Consider the following 21,635-nt stretch of genomic DNA (forward strand, 5'->3'; position numbering starts at 1 on the left):
GTGTGAACAGCGAAACGGCATCATGAAAATCTCGGAAATTATCAGTCCGGAGAGCGTCAGACTTGATCTGACCTCATCATCGAAGACGAGCCTTCTGCAGGCGATCTCGGAAATCGCCGCAACGGAGCTTGGCATTGGAGCGTCGGAGATACTCCTTGCCTTGACCAACCGGGAGAAGCTCGGCTCGACCGGCATCGGTCAAGGCATCGCCATTCCGCACGCGCCCGTGCCGGGTGTGGAACGCCCCTTCTTCCTGATCATACGGCTGAAGAAACCGATTGATTTCGAGGCGGTCGACGATGCTCCGGTCGATATCGTCTGCCTGTTGCTGACACCGGTCCAGGGAAGTCAGCTGAACATGCTGGCCCACCTGGCGAGAAAACTGCGGTCACCGGAAATCGTCGGGGCGATCCGATCCTCTTCGTCGCCCGAGGAGGTGTATTCGCTGCTGGTGGATGACGGGGCAATGTAAGTGCGAACGGCTATTTTTGCGCGTGCGACAAAGTTCCATGCATTGACGAAAAGGAGGCGCCAGGCGCACCCGGGCGCTCGCTTTTCAGTCAGTTTTCTTCGTTGAGGCTGGCAAGGAAGGCCTGCAGCGCCTGGACCTCACTGTCGCTCAGCTTCAGTGGCTCAAGCTCCGAATGTCCGGCCGGCGCCGGAGGCGCCTCGTTGTAGTGACGAACGACTTCGTCAAGCGACCTGAATTGTCCGGCATGCATGTAAGGTGGCCTCAGTGCCACGTTGCGGAGTGACGGCGGTTTGTAGGCGCGCACCAGCGCCTCGCCCTCGCTGACCATAAAATTCAGTTCAGTGCAGTCGGAAGGCTCCGCGTCGCTGTAGCGACCCCGGCAATTGAACGGATCATTCTTCACCTGCAAGGCTCCGAGTGTCCGGCCGGTGTCCTCGGGTAATCCTTCGACGGCCGGAACGCCCGTGTTGTGAAAGTGATTGTCCGTCAGCAGCGGCCCGTTGTGGCAATTGATGCAGTTTCCCTTTCCGATGAAGAGGGCCAATCCCGCGATTTCGGTTTCGCTCAGCCCATTATTGGGCGCCGTTCCCGCCTGAAGGCTGCGGGCATAGCGGTCAAAGCGTGTTTCCCGCGGCTCTACGGTCCGTTCGAAGGCGGCGATGGCCTTGCCGATATTGGCAAATACGCGGTTGACCGCCTCGCGCTCTCCCTCCGTCATCTTCGACCAGGCGGACTTGGCCGCCGGGTTACCTTCCGGCGATGCGTGATCCGGCAGGCTTGTGAGCTCGGGCAACGGGCCAAAAAGCTGCTCATAGTCGCGGCGGTAGTGAGTCACGACCTGTCGTGCGAGAGCGGTCCGGTCGCTGCCATGCTCGACGGCGCTTTCGAGTGGCCCGAGGGCCTGTGCCCACTGACTGTCCTTGCGGCCGTCCCAGAAGAGGAACGGCGCATGGGCCGTGCCGCTGATCGGCATGGTCCTCCGGTTCGTCTGTCCGACACCGTGACCGAAGGGCGTATCGTCCTGGAACTGGCGGTCGGGCAAGTGGCAGGTCGCGCACGCGACCTTGCCGTTTGCGCTCAGACGCCTGTCGTTGAACAGCGCTTCGCCGAGCTCCGCCGCTTTGGGGTCATCCGCGACCCGGTTGGACGGATCGACGGGCAGGGCGGGTAAGGCATCGAGCGACAGTGAGGCAATCAGGCTTTTCTGCTCCTCGGACCAGTACTGGCTGACGTAAATCCCACCCTTGTATGAAAAACCGGCCAGCACAACGAGCGCAATGATGCCGGCGGCGGCGTAGAGAATGCCGGACCGTTTCATGGCCTGGCCTCAGAGTTTCAGATTGAAAGTGGTTTCGTCGCTGCCTGCACCGCTCGTCGCGTGCACGGTCACGGTCCACCAGCCTGGCATGTTGAATTTGATGCCTTCGACGCGATAGCGACCCAGACCCAGATCGGCGGTCACGCGCGGCCTGGTCGGCAGACCGTGGCCGTGCTGCGGCATGCCGCCATCGATGGTCAATGCGGCCTTTTCTACCGGCTTGCCGTCGCGCGTCTTCAGGGTCACGGTGAAGACGTGCATGACCCCGATCGAGACGGGCTTCGTGTCTGTGTCGAGGCGGGTTTCATAGAGGCCCGCATCCGAGTAACGGGTGAGTGAAAAGTCGAGGTCTTCAGGAAGCGACGCCGTCATTTTCGCTGCGGTACCGATGCCGACCATTGCGATCAGCGTGAGCGGTGCGGCCCATAAAAGTCTTGATTTCAGAATCTGACGCCTTGTCATGGCAGCTCCATTTCGAACAGGGTTTGGGATGGCCTGCTTTACGGATTGCTCGGCGGAACGGATTGAACGAAAGGGCTACTGCGCGATTCCTGAATCGGAAATAATTGAAGGTCTGAATCGGCGCGCACCGTTGAAATGTCAGACCGGTATTTTCTCCTCGGCAGCGGTGACATTGATCCGCATTGATGTCGGGACAAGGCCGAGCATCCGGCGGCAGGTGCGGATAAGATGCGCCTGATCGGAAAAATTCGCTGCGTGGGCCGCCTCGGTCCAGCTTGTCCCGCCGAAGCCAAGCTCCAAAGCCCTGTTGAGCCTCGTCCAAAGGATATAGGGGCGGAAGGCGATGCCTGTTTCGGCAACGAACAGATGCCTGAAGCGTCCTTCGCTGAGCCCCGCGACGGCAGCAACTTCGGAAAGACGCAAAGGCCCGTCAAGATGGTGCGAAATCCAGTTGATGCACTTCAGAATACGGGGATCCGCCTTGTTGCGAGGCGAAGCTGTGCCGGCCAATCTGCTGAGCAACGCCTGCGCATGAGAGGCGAGTTCCTGGTCACTGGCGCCCGCCGCCCACGCCGCTTTCAAGTCAGCTGAAACGTCTGCCGCGAGGCTACCGGGAATGCGCGCGATGGAGCCGTTGCTGAATCGCTCGAGCAGGGCCTCACCGATCGGCGTTTCCGGCTCGAACAGCATGTTGGCAACCTGACGGCCGGGGGCCCGAAATTCATGGGCTAGATCCGGGGCGATCAGCGCACCGAGATAGGAGTTCCAGGGAGCATCTGGCCGCCCGCGAAATTGGATTGGGCCATCAAAACCGATGCAAAGCTGGATCGCATGATGCCTGTGCAGTTGCGCAGGGGCCATGGCCTGTCCGATCCACAGGCTCCCGCCACCCCAGAAGATGACCCGTCCAATGCCACTGACTTTCATCGCGAATATAGCTGTACTGGCCGGTCGTGATCCGTGCAAGACCGCTTGGACCAGGCCTGCTCGTGGTGTCGGGCCTTGCCACACTCATCGGGGGCGAGGGAGTGCGCGCCTGCAACGGGTCTGAACCCCTCTTCTGAGGAACACTCGCCGGACCGCTGCCGTCCAAAATCCTGTGACGTCTCAATCTTTGGAAAGCTCATCGACTGTGGCCGCGATAGGTGCATTCCCCAAGGAATCATCCGCATATTTGAAGACAAGTATGCTGATCACCGAGGCGACTATCGCCATTATCACGAGATGCATGCAGGTTTTCCGGGTTTGGTGTCGCGCTTAGCAACTCGCCGGAAGGCGTTGTTGTTCCAGCGCGAATGGTCGTCTCATTGAGGTGTAACGTAGTTGGTGGGAATTATTGCCGACCTGTTCGGCGGCACCTCTATCGCTGTCTGATCGACCGCCAGGATGCTCATCACGATAGAGATGAGGACGAGTATAAGCGCCAGAAACGCGATGCCTGCCTTATCCATCGCCCATCATGGTCGGGCGAATGCGAGCAAAGCGGGGCAGCCATCGTCGAAGACTTCACCGATGTCTGTCATGGTTAATTTTGGTTAAAGCAATCCAAATCATCCCGCAGGCAGAGCAACTGGTGGCCGCGTGGGGCCGAGTTGGTTCCCTGCTAGCAGTTTGACCTGGTGGTGCGCCTTAAGTGAGGGGACGAACTCTCAAAGGCCGCTGCCCGTCCAGCTTCAGCGCAAGCGCATCCAAGTCTACGTCGGAAGGAAATGGTGCCGCTTACGTGACTCGAACACGTGACCCCATCATTACGAATGATGTGCTCTACCGACTGAGCTAAAGCGGCCTTCGATGGTCCCGCGGAGAACCGCGGAACGAAGTGTGAGGCGCTGATAAACGCAAAGCGGCAAGATTTCAAGCCATCAGTTTCGAGAACTTGAAAATTCCTTGGAGGCCTGAACATCGCGATAGGCGCCGAGCCCGAGCCTCTTTCTCGCCGCGGCGTATTCCCGTTCCAGCCGGTCGACGAGTTGCGTCACTGGGGCGATCTCGCGGATGGCACCGATGCCTTGGCCGCAACCCCAGATATCCTTCCAGGCTTTCGCCCCTTCCGCGGCGCTGCCGAAATCCATCTTGGAAGGGTCCGCCTCCGGTAGCCTGTCCGGATCCATGCCGGCGGCGGTGATCGAGGGCTTGAGGTAGTTGCCGTGAATGCCGGTGAAATAGTTCGAATAGACGATGTCGGCGGCGCTGCTGTCGACGATCATCTGCTTGTAGGCGTCGCTGGCGCGCGCCTCTTCGGTGGCGATGAAGGGGGAACCGATATAGGCCATGTCCGCGCCCATCGCCTCTGCCGCGAGGATGGCGCCGCCGGTGGCGATCGCGCCCGAAAGCAGAAGCGGCCCGTCGAACCACGCCCGGATTTCCTGGACAAGCGCGAACGGCGAGAGCGTTCCAGCGTGGCCGCCGGCCCCGGCGGCAACCGCGATCAGGCCGTCCGCGCCCTTGCGGATCGCGGAATTGGCGTGCCGATTGTTGATGACGTCGTGAAGCACGATGCCGCCGTAGGAGTGGATGGCGGCATTCACTTCCGGGACGGCGCCGAGCGACGATATGACGATCGGCACCTTGTATTTGATGCAGAGCATCAGGTCCTGCTCGAGCCTGGCGTTCGACTTGTGGACGATCTGGTTGACCGCGAACGGCGCCGCAGGCCGGTCGGGATGCCTGGCATCGTGGTCTGCGAGCGTTTCGGTGATTTCCGCAAGCCATTCATCCAGTTGCGATTGGGGACGCGCATTGAGGGCGGGAAAGGAGCCGATGACGCCGGCTTTGCACTGCGCGATCGTCAGCCGGGGGTGCGAGACGATGAAGAGCGGCGCGCCGACCACCGGCAGTCTCGTTGTTCCGGAAAGGATTGGCGGCAAGGACATCAGGTTTCTCCATCCCATATTGTTTTGACGTTTGCGTAAACGTCAAAACAAATAGCAGCAACCAATGGACTTGCAAAGAGACGCTTTCTATGGAGCAACTCCAGGAAAAGTGTGTAACGGTTTTCCGTCCGGAATTGCACAATTTCAAACGGTTAGATCATTTCACTGGCTCAAAGAAACAACGAAATGATGTAGCGCCGCGCGTCTCAGGCGCACAAAAGGTCGCTGTAGCACTTTGGGTTTCTGCATGTTTTGTCCTTAAATCCACTCCGACTTAAGCACACATGCAGTAGGCATCGATCGGCACCCGCCTCGCTTTTCCTGTGGAAGTCCCGGTGGTTTTGCGCCCGGACTTGCGAATTCCGAAAGCAACGGTTACCCAATCGTTAATAAAAACCAACGGCGTGGATCGGGAAGGGGACTGTTCTCTCCTGAAAGGATGGAAACACCCGCCCGGCCGCGGCGCGGCCCTGCAGCACCGCGCGTCTTGCCGGGCGCGCAAACGTCGCTGTAGTGCTTTGAATTGCTGCATGTTTCTTTAAATCATTACGATCTAAGGAAACATGCAGCAGGCTTCGTTACACAGAAGGACTTGATGTGAGCGGACTCGAAACTGCGATCAGAAATGCACTGGAACGTTCGGACAGGACCAATGCGGAAATCCGTGCACGCATCTATCAGTCGGCCCGTCAGGCGCTCGAAAACGGACTGAAGAAGCAGCAAATCGAAGACCCCGATGTGATTACGAAGCAGCGCCACCGGCTCGAAGCGGTCATTCACGCGATCGAGACGGAAGAACGCGCGGCCCTGCGGGCGCGTTCCGCTGCAGCACCGGTCATCGCCCACGGCGGAGCAGGCGAGCGGCCGGCGCAAAGCCCGGCGGCCGCGGAACTTTCCGTTTCGCCCCGGCGCGAGCCGACTGCCGGTGGACAAAGCCGCGCGGGACAGGGCGAGAGCGACCTTGGTGCCCTGCGCGCCGAACGTGAGGACTCGTTGGCCTCGGGGCGGACTATCGCCTCACCGCAATCCGCCGCTGCGGGCGGCAAGGCCGCGTCAGCTGCGCCGGACGTCGGCGCCGCGGACAAGCGGCCGCGCAAGCGCCGGCGCGGGCGCCTGCTCTCCTTTGCCATGGTCGTGGCAACGCTCGCGGCGGCGGCCGGCGCCGCAGTGTGGTGGATCCAGACAAATGACCTGCTGAAGTCTCCGGCCGATACCAGCGTCGCCAATCCGCCTGCCACGGTGGAATCGGAAGATTTCGACGGCGCGGCAGGTCTTCAGAATCTCGGCGCACAGGAGGGCTTCTCGGGCGAGTGGATCGAGGTTTTCACGCCGGCGGAGGTCGCGGCGATCAAGCCGGGCGCGCGCTCCACCGTCGAGCCTTTGAACGACGAAGGCGGCGAGCGAGTGCGCGTGACCTCGGCAGTCGCCGGCAAGGATGGGGATCTCGTCTTCGAAATTCCCGCCGATATACTGGCGCAGCTCTCCGGCAAATCATCGACATTGGCGCTCACCGTCCAGGCGATGCCCGGCAAGACCGCGGAATTCTCCGTCGAATGCGACTTCTCCTCGCTCGGTGCCTGTGGCCGCCACCGGTTCACCGTGCATGACGAGCGGCTGGACATGCTTTTCAAGATCTCGTTCGATCGGAGTGTCGCGCCAAGCGATCCCGGCAGGCTCGTGCTCAACAGCGACGTCAGCGGGGCAGGCAACAGCCTGAATATTTTTGCGATTCGCGTGTTGCCGGGGCAGTAGGGCGGTGAGGCGCCCTATGTCGCAAATGTGCATCTGACAGACGTGCGGCACCCTTCGTGCGTTCACTTGAACGCACGTTCCGATCTTCAGATCATTTCAGAAATCCCGGCCCGGAGCCGACGATCTTGTCATCGACCTCGCCGATGGCCGCCTTGTCCTTGCCGTCATAGTCCAGATTCTTGAGCATGTGGCGGATCAGATTGATCCGGGCGCGACGCTTGTCGTTGCCGCGGATGACGGTCCAGGGGGCATGGTCGGTATGCGTTTCCTTCAGCATCCGATCACGCTTCTCGGTGTAGTCGTCCCATTTGTTCAGCGCAGCGATATCCATCGGCGACAGCTTCCAGACCTTCAAGGGATCATGCCGGCGATCATGGAAACGCTTCAACTGCATCTCCCGACCGATGTTGAGCCAGAATTTGAAGAGCTGAATGTCCTCGTGAACGATCATTTTCTCGAAGCGAGGGGCCTGCTTCAGAAAATGCTCGTACTGCTCGGGTGTGCAGAAACCCATGACCGGCTCCACACCGGCGCGGTTGTACCAGGAGCGATCGAAGAGCACGAATTCCCCCGCCGTCGGAAAGGTCGCCACGTAGCGCTGGAAATACCACTGACCGCGCTCGGTCTCGGTGGGTTTGGTGAGCGCGACGACGCGGGCGGAACGAGGGTTCATATAGGCCATTGTCGCGTGGATGGCGCCGCCCTTGCCGGCCGCGTCGCGACCTTCGAAAAGTGCCATCACCCGCTTGCCGGTCGCCTGCATCCAGAACTGGACCTTGACGAGTTCGACCTGCAGTTTCGTCAGCGTTTCTTCGTACGCGTCTTCTTCCAGCTTCTTCTTGTAGGGATAATCATCGGACGAGAAGGCGTCGTCATCGATCCACTTCGGCAACACCGGATCATCGACGTCGAAGACGCGGGACTTGCCGCCGATCCGCAATTGGACCGCCCGGCTCTCCTGTTTGGCCTCGGCCGCCGCTGGTTCTGCTGCCATTTGTCTGCCTCCCGCTGATGCTCGATTTCCCGGAAGGAGGCCATAATTGCATTGCGGATTCAAGCAGGTCGTGAAAATCATGTCATGAAGCAGCGCTATCCCTCTGCTTTCGCCGCATCGTGATCAGGGGGAACTGCAATTGAGCCATGAGGATGTTGTGCTGGACGACGCAAAGGTGTTCTGGCGAACGCTGTTGCCGAAACTGAAGGCGGAACGGTGGGTTCTCGGCCTTTCGATCCTCATCGCCATTCTTGCCACGCTCGCCGGTATTCATATTCTTGCTGTGCTGCCGTTCTGGATCGTGCTTGCGGCGGCCCTCCTCAATCGCAGTGTGCCGTCCGTGCCGCCGGCGCCGGTCAGCGTCGCTGCCGTCGAGAAGGGAGGGGACCCGCTGGTTCCGGCGTTGAACGCGCTCGATATGCCCGTGCTCGTCGTCGCCGCGGATGAAACCGTGCTCTTTCAGAACATTGCCGCCGAAAAGGCCTTCGGCACGATTCCCCCGAACAGCGATCTTTCCGCGCGCGTCCGCTCCCCGGGCATTCTCGATATGGTCCGCGAGACAATTGCCACCGGCAAGATCAACCAGATCGAACACACCGAGAGACTGCCGTCGGATGCCGTCTATGTCGTGAGGGTGGCGCCCGCAGAGATTGGAACCGATGCTTCGAGCCGGCGTATCTTCCTGCTGACCTATCGCGACATCTCTCAGGCGCGCCGGATCGACCGGATGCGCTCGGATTTCGTCGCCAATGCCAGCCACGAGCTGCGCACGCCGCTCGCCTCTCTTCGCGGCTTCATCGAGACGCTGCAGGGGCCGGCGCGCAACGATCCGAAGGCGCAGGAGAAGTTTTTCGGCATCATGCACGAGCAGGTGACCCGCATGAGCCGGCTCGTCGACGATCTCCTGTCGCTCTCCAGGCTCGAACTGAAATCGCATCTTGCGCCGGAAGACATGGTCGATCTGGCGCCACTGCTCGGACACGTGCGCGACAGCCTGCTGCCGCTCGCGACCGAGCTCGACGTGGCGATATCGCTCGACGTTCCCGATGCACCGGTCTTCGTACGGGGCGATCGCGATGAATTGATCGAGGTTTTCGAGAACCTGATCGAGAATGCCTGCAAATACGGGCAGGAGGGCAAGAAGGTCGAGGTGCGTCTCACAGGCGGCGAGAGCGAGCAGGCCGAGGTGACCGTCACGGACCATGGCCCGGGCATTCCGGCCGAGCACGTACCGAGAATTACCGAACGTTTCTATCGGGTTAACGTGGAGGCGAGCCGTTCAAAAAAGGGAACCGGTCTCGGGCTTGCGATCGTCAAGCATATTCTGACGCGCCACCGTGCCCGCCTCCTTGTCCATTCGGAGGTCGGGAAAGGTACGATTTTCACGGTCCGCTTCTGACACAAAACACCGCAAGTTTCGTGCCGAATTCGAAATCAGCCATGCTTTTCAATAACATAGACTGTCATAAATGTTTCATCGAACTGACATAAAAGGTGTGACCATCGGCGGCTAACTAGGGGCGGCCGATTACACGGCGAAGAGAGCGCTGGATCCTTAGCGCACCAACCACAAGCCCATTCCGGGAGAACATCTATGAAAGCTCTTAAACTCACTGTAGCGGCGCTGGTCGCATCCGCCGCGTTCGCGGGCGTCGCAGCAGCTCGCGACCAGATCCAGGTCGCCGGCTCCTCGACCGTTCTTCCCTACGCAAAGATCGTCGCCGAAAGCTTCGGCGAAGCCTTCCCGGACTTCAAGACTCCGGTCGTCGAATCCGGCGGCTCTGGCGCAGGCCTGAAGGAATTCTGCAAGGGCGTCGGCGAAGACACGATCGACATCGCCAACTCCTCGCGCAAGATCAAGGACAGCGAAATCGAGGCCTGCAAGGCAGCTGGCGTAACCGAAATCCAGGAAGTCAAGATCGGTTATGACGGCATCGTCTTCGCAACCGACGCCGGCAACGCCGACCTCGCCCTGAAGCCGGAACACCTCTACAAGGGTCTGGCCGCTGAAGTCGTCGTCGACGGCAAGCTCGTCGCCAACCCCTACAAGAAGTGGTCGGAAATCGACGCTTCGCTTCCGGACGCCGAAATCGCCGCCTTCATCCCGGGCCAGAAGCACGGCACGCGCGAAGTCTTCGAAGAGAAGATCCTCGCTGAAGGCTGCAAGGAATCGGGCGCCCAGGACGTCATCAAGGCTGCTGTCAGCGATGCCAAGGAACAGCTCGCCAAGTGCGTCGCCGTCCGTAAGGATGGCATGGCTGTCGACATCGACGGCGATTACACCGAAACGCTCGCCCGCATCGCTTCCAACAAGGCCGGTATCGGCGTATTCGGCCTGTCGTTCTACGAAAACAATGCCGACAAGCTGAAGGTTGCGAGCGTCAACGGCATCGTTCCCTCGACCGAAACGATCGCTTCGGGCGAATACCCGGTTTCCCGCCCGCTGTTCTTCTACGTGAAGAAGGCGCACATGGGTGTGGTCCCGGGTCTCAAGGAATATGTCGAATTCTTCATCGACGACCAGATGATCGGCCCCGACAGCCCGCTCGCTGAGTACGGCCTCGTTTCCGCTCCGGACGCCGAGCGCGAAGAAATTCGCAAGGCCTTCGAAGCTGGCAACATGCTCTGATTATAAAGACGCACCCCGGCGCAACTCCTTGTTCCGCCGGGGTGCGTGTTCATTCGATATTGCCGGTGGCTTGGCATGGCCTTTACCAGGGAGACGTGCCGATGAGTACTTCGCTCCTCCTTTTCTTGATTGTTTTGATTGGTTTCATTGCTTATTTTGCCGGTCGTGCGCGCTCGCTCGCGCACTCAGGCGGCAAGCTCGCGAACCTGCATTCCCTGCCTGGCTACCACGGCAGCTACGTCGCCATATGGGCCATGCTGCCAGCCGTACTCGTGCTGGCCGCCTGGCTGATTGCCTCGCCGATCTACGTCGATGCAAGCGTGCGCTCGGCTCTTCCTGATGCGGTGCAGAGCCAGGGTGAGGCGACCACCCAGCTCGCGCTCGGCCAGGTCAAGTCCGTTGCCTTGGGCCTCAGTCGTTTGAGCCCCGCTGAAATTGCGGCGGTTGAGAATGGTAGTACCAACCTTCGTGAGGCGCTCGCGGCCAAAGGCGTGCCGCTTGCCGGCGAAGGCGAGCCGTACATGATCGAGGCGGCACAGCAGTTCAACGCGATGCGTTATAACAGCCGTTGGCTGATGACCGCGGTCGTGCTTCTGATTGCGGTTGCAGGTGCTCTCTACGCGATCCGCAATGTCTCGACGCGTTTTCGTGCCCGCAACCAGGTGGAGCGGGTCATGCTGGGCGCACTTGTCGTCGCCTCGTCCATCGCCATCCTGACGACGATCGGCATTGTCGGTTCGATGCTGTCGGAGGCTGGCCGGTTCTTCAGCATGATATCGCCCGTAGAATTTTTCTTCGGTACCGTCTGGGATCCCCGTTTCGCCGCCGCCGGCAATTCAGGCGCCTCCGGCCAGTTCGGCCTGCTGCCGCTGCTCGCCGGCACGCTCTACATCGCCTTCGTCGCCATGCTTTTTGCCGTGCCGATCGGCCTCTTCGCCGCGATCTACATGGCCGAGTACGCCAGCCCACGGCTGCGTTCGACGGCCAAGCCGCTCCTCGAAGTGCTCGCCGGCATCCCGACGATCGTCTACGGCTTCTTTGCGCTCGTGACGGTCGGTCCGTTCCTGCGCGATATCTCGGCGCAATTGAGCGGTCTGCTGACTGGCAGCTACCAGAGCTTCATTCAGGCGCAGAGTGTCATCACGGCCGGGATCGTCATGGGCATCATGCTCATTCCGTTCGTCTCCTCGTTGTCCGACGACATCATCACCCAGGTGCCGCGGGCGTTGCGCGATGGCTCTCTCGGTCTTGGTGCCACGCGCTCGGAGACGGTGAAGAAGGTCATCCTGCCGGCCGCACTGCCCGGCATCGTCGGCGCGTTGCTGCTGACGGCTTCGCGAGCGGTCGGTGAAACCATGATCGTCGTGCTTGCCGCCGGTGTCGCGGCGCGCATGCAATTGAGCCCCTTCGAGCCGATGACGACCGTTACGGTCAAGATCGTCCATCAGTTGACGGGCGACCTGGAGTTCACGTCGCCGCAGACGCTGGTCGCCTTCGCGCTCGGCATCACGCTGTTCGTCATCACGCTCTGCCTCAACATCTACGCGCTCTACATCGTGCGCAAATATCGGGAACAGTACGAATGACCGAACTTGCCTCCCCCACGGTAAAGGTCTCCACCCGTCCTGCCGAAACCCGCCGCGATATTGGTATCAAGCGCCGTTATGCGGCAGAGCGGCGCTTCCGCGCCTACGGCATCACCGCCATCACCCTTGGTCTGCTGTTTCTGGCGATCCTCATCTCGACGGTGGTCTCCAACGGTTACACCGCCTTCCTGCAGACGACGATCACGCTGCCGATCGAGTTCTCCGAGAAGGTGATCGATCCGAAGAACGAGCGCGCCACCGATCCCAAGGTCTTGATGACCGCAAACTATCCTTTGCTCGTTCGCGATGCTCTCGTGAAGCAGCTCGGCCTCGACCCGACGAAGCGGCCCCTGCTCAAGCAGGCGACGGATATGATCTCCCCCAGCGTGCGCACGCAGCTGCGCAACATGGTGGTTGCCGACCCGTCGCTGATCGGCAAGACCGTCCCGGTCACAATGCTTGCCGAGGCTAATATCGACTCCGCCTTCAAGGGTCAGATCGACCTGTCGGTGGATGAGGGCAGGCGCAGGGTCAAGGACCAGCAGGTCGCCTGGATGAGCCAGCTTGCCGATGCCGGCGTGCTCAAAAAGAGCTTCAACACCGGCATCTTCACGTTCGGTGCGTCGAGCCGCCCGGAAGCGGCGGGCGTCGGTGTCGCACTCGTCGGATCGCTCTACATGATGCTGATCGTGCTGGTCCTGGCGCTGCCGATCGGGGTCGCCGCCTCGATCTATCTCGAGGAGTTCGCGCCGAAGAACCGCCTCACCGATCTGATCGAAGTCAACATCAACAATCTCGCGGCCGTACCGTCGATCGTTTACGGTCTTCTCGGCCTTGCCGTCTTCATCAACTTCGCCGGCATGCCGCGTTCGGCGGCCCTCGTGGGCGGTTTCGTGCTGACGCTGATGACGCTGCCGACGATCATCATCGCCACGCGTGCGGCACTCAAGGCCGTGCCGCCTTCGATCCGTTCCGCGGCACTCGGTCTCGGTGCGTCGAGGATGCAGACGATCTTCCACCATGTGCTGCCGCTCGCCATGCCGGGCATTCTGACCGGCACGATTATCGGCCTTGCGCATGCACTTGGCGAAACGGCGCCGCTGCTCTTGATCGGCATGGTGGCCTTCGTCGTCGATTTTCCTGGATCGCCGCTGGAACCCTCCACGGCACTGCCGGTGCAGATCTACATGTGGGCAAATGAGCCGGAACGCGCCTTCGTGGAGCGGACGTCTGGAGCGATCATCATTCTCCTGATCTTCCTCGTCTTCATGAACCTGGGCGCAATTCTCTTGCGGCGTCGCTTTGAGCGCCGCTGGTAGTGGGGTAAGGACTATGAACATGATGTCGGAAGCTGCAGTGGAAAAAGCTCTGGATCTGAAAATGAATACGGTGCCCTACAAGATGATCGGCAAGGATGTGTCGGTCTACTACGGCGAGAAGCGCGCGCTCTTCGACGTCAATCTCAATATCCGTGAAAACACCGTCACAGCCTTGATCGGTCCGTCGGGCTGCGGCAAGTCGACGTTCCTGCGCACCTTGAACCGCATGAACGATACGATCGAGCACTGCCGGGTTACCGGCAAGATTACGCTGGACGAGGACGACATTTACGATCCGTCGATCGACGTCGTGGAACTGCGCGCGCGCGTCGGCATGGTTTTCCAGAAGCCGAACCCGTTCCCGAAATCGATCTACGACAACGTCGCCTATGGCCCTCGCATTCACGGCCTCGCCCGCACGAAAGCGGATTTCGACGAAATCGTCGAAACGAGCCTGCAGAAGGCCGGCCTTTTCAACGAGGTCAAGGATCGCCTGCAAGAGCCGGGCACCGGCCTTTCCGGCGGCCAGCAGCAGCGCCTATGCATTGCGCGTGCCGTTGCGGTCAGCCCCGAAGTGATCCTGATGGACGAGCCCTGTTCGGCGCTCGATCCGATCGCCACCGCGAAGGTCGAGGAACTCATCCACGAACTGCGCGCCAACTTCACGATCGTTATCGTGACCCATTCGATGCAGCAGGCCGCGCGCGTTTCGCAGCGCACCGCCATGTTCCATCTCGGCAATCTCGTCGAGGAGAACGATACGGACAAGATGTTCACCAATCCCGATGACCAGCGCACGCAGGACTACATCATGGGTCGGTTCGGTTAAGCCAGGCGACTAGAGCATCCCGCTTTCAAGTGGAATCGCTGAAAGCGGATAAGATGCTCTAGAATCTAAGCGCTGGAGCGTCCTTTGTGGGTTCATTGAGCGCATGGCGTTCCAGTCAACCGGGTTACGAATTCAAGGAACGAAACATGTCATCCACACACATCATGTCGGCATTTGACGACGAGCTTAAATATCTGACGCGCCGCGTCTCGGAAATGGGTGGGCAGGCCGAACAGATGGTGGCGGATTCCGTCCGGGCGCTGGTGAATTCCGACCTGGCGCTGGCGCAGAAGGTGATTTCCGACGACGCGATCCTCGACGACGCCGAGCGACAAATCGGTGAGAAGGCGATCGTAACCATCGCCAAGCGCCAGCCGGTCGCATCCGACCTGCGCGAGATCATGGGGTCCATTCGAATTGCGGCGGACCTGGAGCGCGTTGGCGACCTCGGCAAGAACACCGCCAAGCGCGTGATCGCGGTCGCCGGATCCGGCATCCCGCGCAAGCTCGCGCGTGGCCTGGAGCATCTGGCGGAGCTGGCCCTGGTCCAGCTCAAGGAGGTGCTCGACGTCTACGCCTCTCGCTCGCCGGAAAAGGCGAACCGCATCCGCGAGCGCGATGAAGAGATCGACGCGATCTATACGTCGCTTTTCCGCGAACTGCTGACCTATATGATGGAAGATCCGCGCAACATCACCCCGTGCACGCATCTGCTCTTCTGCGCCAAGAACATCGAGCGTATCGGCGACCACGCGACCAACATTGCCGAAACGATCTATTACATGGCGACGGGCGCCCAGCCGCAGGGTGAGCGGCCGAAGGACGATAATACGTCGACGCTGGGCTCAGTAACGGACTAGAGCATCCCGCTTTCAAGTGGAATCACTGGAAGCGGATAAGATGCTCTAGAATCAAAGTGCTAGAGCGTCCTTTGTGCGTTCATTTTGAACGCACGGCGCTCTAGGGCGCCCGAGAGCCCGATAGCCGCATGCCTTGGTTTGCATGCGTTAATCTTGTCCGGTCGCGATCTTTCGCGGCCCACAGAGTGTCGCGGTGGCATGATGGCACCCGCGCGTGGGAAGGAGCATGACCGAATGTTGCCGAAGATAGCTGTTGTCGAGGACGAGGAGGCGCTGAGCGTCCTCCTGCGCTACAATCTCGAGGCCGAAGGTTTCGACGTCGATACGATCTTGCGCGGAGATGAAGCTGAAATCCGCCTTCAGGAGCGGCTGCCCGATCTCCTGATCCTCGACTGGATGCTGCCCGGCGTCTCCGGCATCGAACTTTGCCGCCGACTGCGGCAGCGGCCGGAAACGGAGCGCCTGCCGATCATCATGCTGACCGCGCGTGGCGAGGAAAGCGAGCGGGTTCGTGGTCTCGCTACCGGCGCGGACGACTATGTCGTCAAGCCGTTTTCGACACCGGAACTGATGGCGAGGGTGAAGGCGATGCTCAGGCGTGCCAAGCCCGAGGTGCTTTCGACGGTGTTGCGTTGCGGCGACATCGAGCTCGATCGCGAGACGCACCGCGTCCACAGACGCAGCCGCGAAGTCCGGCTCGGACCGACGGAGTTCCGGCTCCTGGAGTTCCTGATGTCCTCGCCAGGGCGCGTCTTCTCGCGTTCGCAGCTGCTCGACGGCGTCTGGGGACATGACATCTATGTCGACGAGCGCACCGTGGATGTGCATGTCGGCCGTCTGCGCAAGGCGCTGAATTTCTCGAACATGCCCGATGTCATTCGCACCGTGCGCGGCGCCGGCTATTCGCTTGAAAGCTGAAGGCCGGCGGCCATCCTTCGATGGACATCAAAAAAAGGGGCGTCACCGCCCCTTTTTCAATTGCGTTCGCGCGAGGCCGGTCAGCGCATGCGCCGGCGTTCGCCGGAAGGCTGATAGGCGAGCCGCGTGTGATAGCTGCAATAGGGCGACGATTCCGGTGAGTCGTTGCCGCAGAAATGGAACTCCTCCTTCAGGGGGTCGCCGATCGGCCACTTGCAGGTGCGCTCCGTGAGTTCCGTCAGGCCGAGGCGTCGCGACATCGGGACGACGACGTTCGGTGCGAGTTCGAGGTCCTGATCGGCGACGAGATCGACTTCGATCTCTTCCTTGAGGACAGTGGCGCCAGCGGTGCGGGTGACGGTGCGGGTGGCGACGCGCGCGGCATAGTTCGGCGCCCGGGGGGCCGACGTGGTGCGCTTCGGGCGTGCGGCAGTGGTCGCGCCGCCGGCCTTGGCTCGGCCCGGCAAGCTCAACCGGTGAACCTTGCCGATCACGGCGTTGCGGCTTACGCCGCCCAGTTGTGCCGCAATCTGGCTGGCGCTCAAGCCCTCGGACCACAGCTTCTTCAGTTTCTCCACCCGCTCGTCAGTCCAGTTCATTTCTGCACTCTCCGTTCTCGGCGTTGGATGGCAGAATCCATCACCACGCTCCGGAAAAACTCCGGAGCTGCAACGCGATAACTCTTTTGGTGACTAGGTCCGCCGCATGCGTCTAGTAATTGAATATTAACCTACTGGCAGGGTGACTCCGTGGCAAGAGTCGCGGGAATCGCGCCGAATCGATTTCGGAGTTTTCCCCAACTTGCTGGCTGGCCGTTGCATTTTTGCAAGCCCCCGCTGGAGGTTTTTTCGCACATCGGAATCCGCGCGTTCAAGCTCGCTGCAAGCCTTGGTTTTGTTGACATTGCGGTGCGAAATAGGAATAGTGCCTGCGCCGCCGAAAGGCGGCATTTTTGATTTTTATCGGACACGATCGCCCGATATTGATGCCAACAGGACGGAAGGAGAAGTTCGCCATGGCCGCAACAACGCCGCTCTACGACACCTACATGCGTGCGCCGTTGCGTTTCGAGCGAGGCGAGGGCGTCTGGCTTATTGCCGAGGACGGCTCGCGCTATCTCGATTTTGCCGCCGGCGTTGCCGTGAACTCGCTCGGCCATGCCCATCCGCACCTCGTCGAGGCGCTGAAGGCGCAGGCGGACAAGGTCTGGCATCTTTCCAACCTCTATGAGATTCCGGGCCAGGAAAGTCTGGCGCGCCGGCTGACGGCGGTGACCTTCGCGGACCGCGTGTTCTTCACGAATTCGGGTGCGGAGGCGCTGGAATGCGCCATCAAGACCGCGCGCCGCCATCACTTCGCCAAGGGAAATCCGGAAAAATTCCATATCATCACCTTCGAAGGCGCCTTCCATGGCCGCACGATCGCGACGATCGCCGCCGGCGGCCAGCAGAAGTACATCGAGGGTTTCGGACCAAAGGCACCGGGCTTCTATCAGGTTCCTTTCGGCGATATCGCCGCGGTCAAGGATGCGATCAACGACGAGACGGCGGCGATCCTGATCGAGCCGATCCAGGGCGAGGGCGGCATCCGCCCGGCCAGCAAGGAATTTCTGCAGGAGTTGCGGGCGCTTTGCGACGAATTCGGCCTGCTGCTCATCCTCGACGAGGTTCAGTGCGGCATTGGCCGGACCGGCAAGCTCTTCGCCTATGAATGGGCCGGCATCCGGCCGGATATCATGGCGGTCGCCAAGGGCATCGGCGGCGGCTTTCCCCTGGGCGCCTGCCTTGCGACCGAAGAGGCGGCTGCTGGCATGGTGACGGGCACGCATGGCTCGACCTATGGCGGCAATCCGCTGGCGATGGCGGTCGGAAACGCGGTCCTCGATGTCGTTCTCGCCGACGGGTTCCTGGAGCAGGTGCGCGACGTCGCGCTCGTTTTCCGGCAGGGGCTTGCGTCGCTCAAGGACCGGTTCCCGGATGTGATCGAGGAAATCCGCGGCGACGGGCTGATGCTCGGCATCAAGGCGAAGGTGCCCTCGGCTGACCTGTTGAAAGCAATCCGCGCCGAGAAGCTGCTTGCAGTTCCGGCCGGCGAAAACGTGCTGCGCCTGCTGCCGCCGTTGATCACCACCGCCGCCGAGGCCCGAGAAGGGCTCGCAAGGATCGAGCGCGCCGCCGAAGCGGTCAGGAGCAACAGCGGCAACGCGGCGGCCTGATCGGCCCGACTCTCACGACAGGAATTCTTGAGCAATGACAGGTACCAGACATTTTCTCGACATCTCGGCGATGGCGGCTACCGACTTGAGGACGATCATCGACGACGCGCGCGTTCGCAAGGCGGCAACCAAGGACGGCACCGCCGAACGCCCGCTTGCCGGCAAGATGCTCGCGATGATTTTCGAGAAGCCCTCCACCCGCACGCGCGTCTCCTTTGACGTCGGCATGCGCCAGCTCGGCGGCGAGACCTTGTTCCTTTCCGGAACTGAAATGCAGCTCGGCCGCGCCGAGACGATCGGTGATACGGCCAAGGTACTTTCGCGCTATGTGGACGCGATCATGATCCGCACGACCGACCATCGGCGACTGCTGGAGCTCGCCGAACACGCTACGGTGCCGGTCATCAATGGTTTGACCGACGACACGCATCCTTGTCAGCTCATGGCCGACATCATGACGTTCGAGGAGCATCGCGGATCGGTTAAAGGCAAGACGATTGCCTGGACGGGCGACGGCAACAACGTCCTTCATTCGCTGATCGAAGGCTCCGCACGCTTCGGATATCGCATGAACATGGCGGTGCCGCTCGGTTCCGAACCGCAAGACAAATTCCTCAACTGGGCGCGCAACAATGGCGGCGATATCCTGCTTTGCCATGAGGCCGAGCAGGCCGTCGCCGGCGCCCATTGCGTCGTCACCGACACCTGGGTGTCGATGAACCAGGAGCACCGCGCCCGCGGCCACAATGTTTTCCAGCCGTATCAGGTCAACGAGGCCCTGATGAAGCATGCTGACCCGGACGCGCTGTTCATGCACTGCCTGCCGGCACACCGCGGCGAGGAGGTGACGGACGAGGTCATTGACGGCCCGCAGTCGGTCGTTTTCGACGAGGCGGAAAACCGGCTGCACGCGCAGAAATCGATCCTTGCCTGGTGCATGGGCATCGTCTGAGGAGCAGTACCGATCTTTAGAAACCGAGACTCCTATTGAATTTATCGAGCTGAAACACAATTTAGGCGGCAAGCGGGCGGCTTCGGTTCTGCTGCCGGGTAGTGGCCGCCATCAGCCATTGTGCATTGCGGGCGCGTGCTGCGCACCGTCGGAATGCACATGCCTTCTGGAAAAATTCGATCGCGACAGGGTCAAAATGAGATGGCGGGCAGGCTGCGCCGGGGATGCCGATGTCTCCACGCAGCTTTCGCCTGCGATGCAAGGAGCAAGATATGACAGAAACAGCACGGGGGCTTGGCGAATTCGATTTTGCCGGTGACGACCACGTTGTGCCTTTCCACGTTGAAGGGCTCGACGTGCGCGGGCGCGCCGTGCAGCTCGGGCCGATGCTCGACGCCATCCTGGAGCGGCACAATTATCCGCTGCCGGTGGCGCGTCTGGTTGCAGAGACAGTGGTGCTGACGGTGCTGCTCGGCACGTCGCTGAAGTTTGAGGGCAAGCTGATCGTTCAGACCCAGGGCGACGGTCCGGTCGATCTTGTGGTCGCGGACTTTTCGACCCCGGATCGGGTCCGCGCCTATGCCCGTTACAGCGAGGAGGCGCTCGCCGCGGCCGAGCAGGGTGGACGCACGCAGCCCCATGAGCTCCTCGGCAAGGGGGTTCTTGCCTTCACCATCGACCAGGGCGCTCACATGCAGCGCTACCAGGGTATTGTCGAACTCGACGGTGCAACGCTCGAGGAAATCGCTGGCGCCTATTTCCGCCAGTCGGAGCAGATTCCGACCAAGGTGCGCCTTGGTGTTGCCGAGCTTCTCGATCGCGACGAGAACGGAAAGCCGCGGCACCGCTGGCGCGCTGGTGGCATGGTTGCCCAGTTCCTGCCGGACGCCCCCGAACGCATGCGCCAGCCGGACCTTCCGGGCGGCGATGGCGACGAAGGCGAAGCTCTCCAGCTCTTCGCGGAAGATGATCTCTGGTCGGAAGCCAAGGTGATGGTCGAGACGATCGACACCGACGAACTGACCGATCCGACCGTCGGAACGGAACGGCTGCTCTACCGACTGTTCCATGAACGCGGGGTCCGCGTCTATCAGCCGCAAGCGGTCTATGATCGCTGCAGCTGCTCGCGCGAGAAGATCCGGGGAGTATTGGCGGGGCTCGACAGCGACGACATCGAAAGCAGCATCGAAGACGGCGAGGTCAAGGTGACGTGCGAGTTCTGCTCCACCACCTATCGTTTCGAGGCGAGCGAAGTGCGCCCTCAGTGATGCATCTCCACCTGATGCATTTCAACTGATGTCCGAACGGTGTTTGGTCCGCGCCCTCAGTTCAGGGTGCGGACCAGCCCGGGCGAATCGAGCGAGAAGGCGGGGATAGCGACATTGAAGGTCTCTCCGTCCTCGGCCTCCATGCTGTAGTGGCCGAACATGACGCCCGAGGGTGTATCCAGCGGGCAACCGGAGGAGTATTCGTAAGTGTCGCCGGGGTTGAGCAGAGGCTGCTCGCCGATCACGCCGGGGCCACTCACTTCGTCCACTTGGCCGTTCTCGTCGGTGATGTGCCAGTAACGGGTCATCAGGCGAACCGTGATTTCGGAATGGTTAGAGATGACGATGCGATAGCCCCAGACATAGCGGCTATCGTCCGGATCCGACTGTTCTTCCAGATAGTACGGTTCCACCGTGACTTCGATGTCGCGAGTCAGGGCACGATACATGTGCAACACCTTATGCCAAATTTATTCGGGTATTCTACTGCAATATGGTTTCGGCAAGAATAACAGCAAGATTGCATGAGTCCCATTCAAATTAGACGGAGCCGAGATCCATGCTCGACGGTGCGGTGCGCAGGCGGCTCGATCCGCTTCTTGACCGGTTGGGCGTCGCTCTCGTCAGGCGCGGCGTAAGGGCTGACACGATCACGATTGTCGGTCTTGGCCTCGGACTGGCGGCCGCGGGCCTCATCGCATATCGGTTCTATCTCGCCGGCGCCGTCATGATCCTGCTCAGCCGGTTGTGTGACGGTCTCGACGGGGCCGTGGCGCGCGCCAGCCGCCGCACGGATTTCGGCGGGTTTCTCGATATCGTCCTCGACTTCGCCTTCTATGGCGCAGTCCCGCTCGCCTTCATCGTCGCGGATCCATCTGCAAACGGCCTTGCCGGCGCCTTTCTGCTTTTCTCCTTCTATGTCAACGGATCGAGCTTTCTCGCCTATGCCATTATGGCCGAGAAGCGCGCAATGACGACCAGCGTGCGTGGAGCAAAGTCGCTCTATTTCACGACCGGGCTCGCCGAGGCGACCGAGACCATCATTGTTTTCCTAGCCTTCTGCCTGTTTCCCGCGTGGTTCCCACCTCTCGCGGCGGTGTTCGCGGTCGTCTGCCTCTACACGGCCGTATCGCGGATCGTTCTTGCCCGCCTCAGCTTCCTGGAGCCGCGATAAAGAAACCGCCCGCG

Annotated in this window: 20 protein-coding genes and 1 tRNA gene; 13 read left to right on the plus strand and 8 right to left on the minus strand. The window is 61.0% G+C overall.

The annotated features are described in order from the left end of the window. Positions 1–22: 22 nt before the first annotated feature. On the plus strand, positions 23–472 hold the full coding sequence (locus tag RB548_RS00665; protein WP_331373157.1) for a PTS sugar transporter subunit IIA: 450 nt from the start codon (positions 23–25) through the stop codon (positions 470–472). Positions 473–560: 88 nt separating this feature from the next. Here the strand turns inward: RB548_RS00665 and RB548_RS00670 are convergent, their stop codons facing one another. From RB548_RS00670 to RB548_RS00690, 5 genes are all read right to left on the minus strand, one after another. Continuing rightward, positions 561–1,790, minus strand: coding sequence for a cytochrome-c peroxidase (locus RB548_RS00670; RefSeq protein ID WP_331373158.1), 1,230 nt, complete (start codon positions 1,788–1,790; stop codon positions 561–563). Positions 1,791–1,799: 9 nt separating this feature from the next. Further along, on the minus strand, positions 1,800–2,252 hold the full coding sequence (locus RB548_RS00675; RefSeq protein WP_331373159.1) for a FixH family protein: 453 nt from the start codon (positions 2,250–2,252) through the stop codon (positions 1,800–1,802). Between the two features lie 138 nt (positions 2,253–2,390). Next, on the minus strand, positions 2,391–3,113 hold the full coding sequence (locus tag RB548_RS00680) for a helix-turn-helix transcriptional regulator (RefSeq protein ID WP_331373160.1): 723 nt from the start codon (positions 3,111–3,113) through the stop codon (positions 2,391–2,393). Positions 3,114–3,962: 849 nt separating this feature from the next. Further along, positions 3,963–4,038: transfer RNA gene (locus RB548_RS00685), tRNA-Thr, on the minus strand. 76 nt (positions 4,039–4,114) lie between these two features. After that, positions 4,115–5,125 carry an NAD(P)H-dependent flavin oxidoreductase gene (locus RB548_RS00690; protein WP_331373161.1) on the minus strand — a complete coding sequence of 337 codons (1,011 nt, stop codon included), beginning with the start codon at positions 5,123–5,125 and terminating at the stop codon, positions 4,115–4,117. Between the two features lie 597 nt (positions 5,126–5,722). Between RB548_RS00690 and RB548_RS00695 the strand changes: the two genes are divergently transcribed. After that, complete coding sequence (locus RB548_RS00695; RefSeq protein WP_331373162.1) at positions 5,723–6,877, plus strand: biotin transporter BioY; 1,155 nt, start codon at positions 5,723–5,725, stop codon at positions 6,875–6,877. 91 nt (positions 6,878–6,968) lie between these two features. Here the strand turns inward: RB548_RS00695 and ppk2 are convergent, their stop codons facing one another. Further along, the gene (ppk2, locus tag RB548_RS00700) at positions 6,969–7,871 is read right to left on the minus strand and encodes a polyphosphate kinase 2 (RefSeq protein WP_331373163.1); all 903 of its coding nucleotides are present in this window, start codon (positions 7,869–7,871) and stop codon (positions 6,969–6,971) included. A 139-nt stretch (positions 7,872–8,010) separates the two neighbouring features. Between ppk2 and phoR the strand changes: the two genes are divergently transcribed. The 7 genes from phoR to phoB all read left to right on the plus strand — a co-directional run bounded on the left by phoR (position 8,011) and on the right by phoB (position 16,012). Further along, positions 8,011–9,270, plus strand: coding sequence for a phosphate regulon sensor histidine kinase PhoR (gene phoR / locus RB548_RS00705; RefSeq protein ID WP_331373164.1), 1,260 nt, complete (start codon positions 8,011–8,013; stop codon positions 9,268–9,270). A 195-nt stretch (positions 9,271–9,465) separates the two neighbouring features. Then, entirely contained in the window at positions 9,466–10,500 is a 1,035-nt protein-coding gene (locus tag RB548_RS00710; RefSeq protein WP_331373165.1) for a substrate-binding domain-containing protein, read from the plus strand. 101 nt (positions 10,501–10,601) lie between these two features. Next, a complete protein-coding gene (pstC, locus tag RB548_RS00715) occupies positions 10,602–12,086 on the plus strand; it encodes a phosphate ABC transporter permease subunit PstC (protein ID WP_331373166.1) in 1,485 nt (494 codons plus the stop codon). After that, positions 12,083–13,405 (plus strand): phosphate ABC transporter permease PstA, encoded by a 1,323-nt coding sequence (gene pstA, locus RB548_RS00720; protein WP_331373167.1) that lies wholly within the window; start codon positions 12,083–12,085, stop codon positions 13,403–13,405. Before pstC ends, pstA begins: the two co-directional genes overlap by 4 nt. Before the next feature lie 13 nt (positions 13,406–13,418). Continuing rightward, complete coding sequence (gene pstB, locus RB548_RS00725; protein WP_331373168.1) at positions 13,419–14,234, plus strand: phosphate ABC transporter ATP-binding protein PstB; 816 nt, start codon at positions 13,419–13,421, stop codon at positions 14,232–14,234. Positions 14,235–14,380: 146 nt separating this feature from the next. Next, positions 14,381–15,094: a phosphate signaling complex protein PhoU gene (phoU, locus tag RB548_RS00730; RefSeq protein WP_331373169.1), complete on the plus strand. Its 714-nt coding sequence runs from the start codon at positions 14,381–14,383 to the stop codon at positions 15,092–15,094. A gap of 234 nt (positions 15,095–15,328) precedes the next feature. Next, positions 15,329–16,012, plus strand: coding sequence for a phosphate regulon transcriptional regulator PhoB (phoB, locus tag RB548_RS00735; RefSeq protein ID WP_331373170.1), 684 nt, complete (start codon positions 15,329–15,331; stop codon positions 16,010–16,012). Between the two features lie 80 nt (positions 16,013–16,092). Here phoB and RB548_RS00740 read toward each other — a convergent pair whose 3' ends face one another. Further along, positions 16,093–16,611: a GcrA family cell cycle regulator gene (locus tag RB548_RS00740; RefSeq protein WP_331373171.1), complete on the minus strand. Its 519-nt coding sequence runs from the start codon at positions 16,609–16,611 to the stop codon at positions 16,093–16,095. Between the two features lie 416 nt (positions 16,612–17,027). Between RB548_RS00740 and RB548_RS00745 the strand changes: the two genes are divergently transcribed. From RB548_RS00745 to RB548_RS00755, 3 genes are all read left to right on the plus strand, one after another. Then, a complete protein-coding gene (locus tag RB548_RS00745; RefSeq protein ID WP_331373172.1) occupies positions 17,028–18,227 on the plus strand; it encodes an aspartate aminotransferase family protein in 1,200 nt (399 codons plus the stop codon). 34 nt (positions 18,228–18,261) lie between these two features. Next, positions 18,262–19,179, plus strand: coding sequence for an ornithine carbamoyltransferase (argF, locus tag RB548_RS00750; RefSeq protein WP_331373173.1), 918 nt, complete (start codon positions 18,262–18,264; stop codon positions 19,177–19,179). A 272-nt stretch (positions 19,180–19,451) separates the two neighbouring features. After that, positions 19,452–20,447, plus strand: a complete 996-nt coding sequence (locus RB548_RS00755) for an Hsp33 family molecular chaperone (protein WP_331373174.1) — start codon at positions 19,452–19,454, stop codon at positions 20,445–20,447. A gap of 56 nt (positions 20,448–20,503) precedes the next feature. Here RB548_RS00755 and apaG read toward each other — a convergent pair whose 3' ends face one another. Continuing rightward, positions 20,504–20,896 carry a Co2+/Mg2+ efflux protein ApaG gene (apaG, locus tag RB548_RS00760; protein WP_331373175.1) on the minus strand — a complete coding sequence of 131 codons (393 nt, stop codon included), beginning with the start codon at positions 20,894–20,896 and terminating at the stop codon, positions 20,504–20,506. 110 nt (positions 20,897–21,006) lie between these two features. Between apaG and RB548_RS00765 the strand changes: the two genes are divergently transcribed. Next, positions 21,007–21,621 carry a CDP-alcohol phosphatidyltransferase family protein gene (locus RB548_RS00765; RefSeq protein ID WP_331373176.1) on the plus strand — a complete coding sequence of 205 codons (615 nt, stop codon included), beginning with the start codon at positions 21,007–21,009 and terminating at the stop codon, positions 21,619–21,621. Positions 21,622–21,635: the final 14 nt, after the last annotated feature.

This window comes from Sinorhizobium chiapasense (assembly GCF_036488675.1).
GTDB lineage: Bacteria > Pseudomonadota > Alphaproteobacteria > Rhizobiales > Rhizobiaceae > Sinorhizobium > Sinorhizobium chiapasense.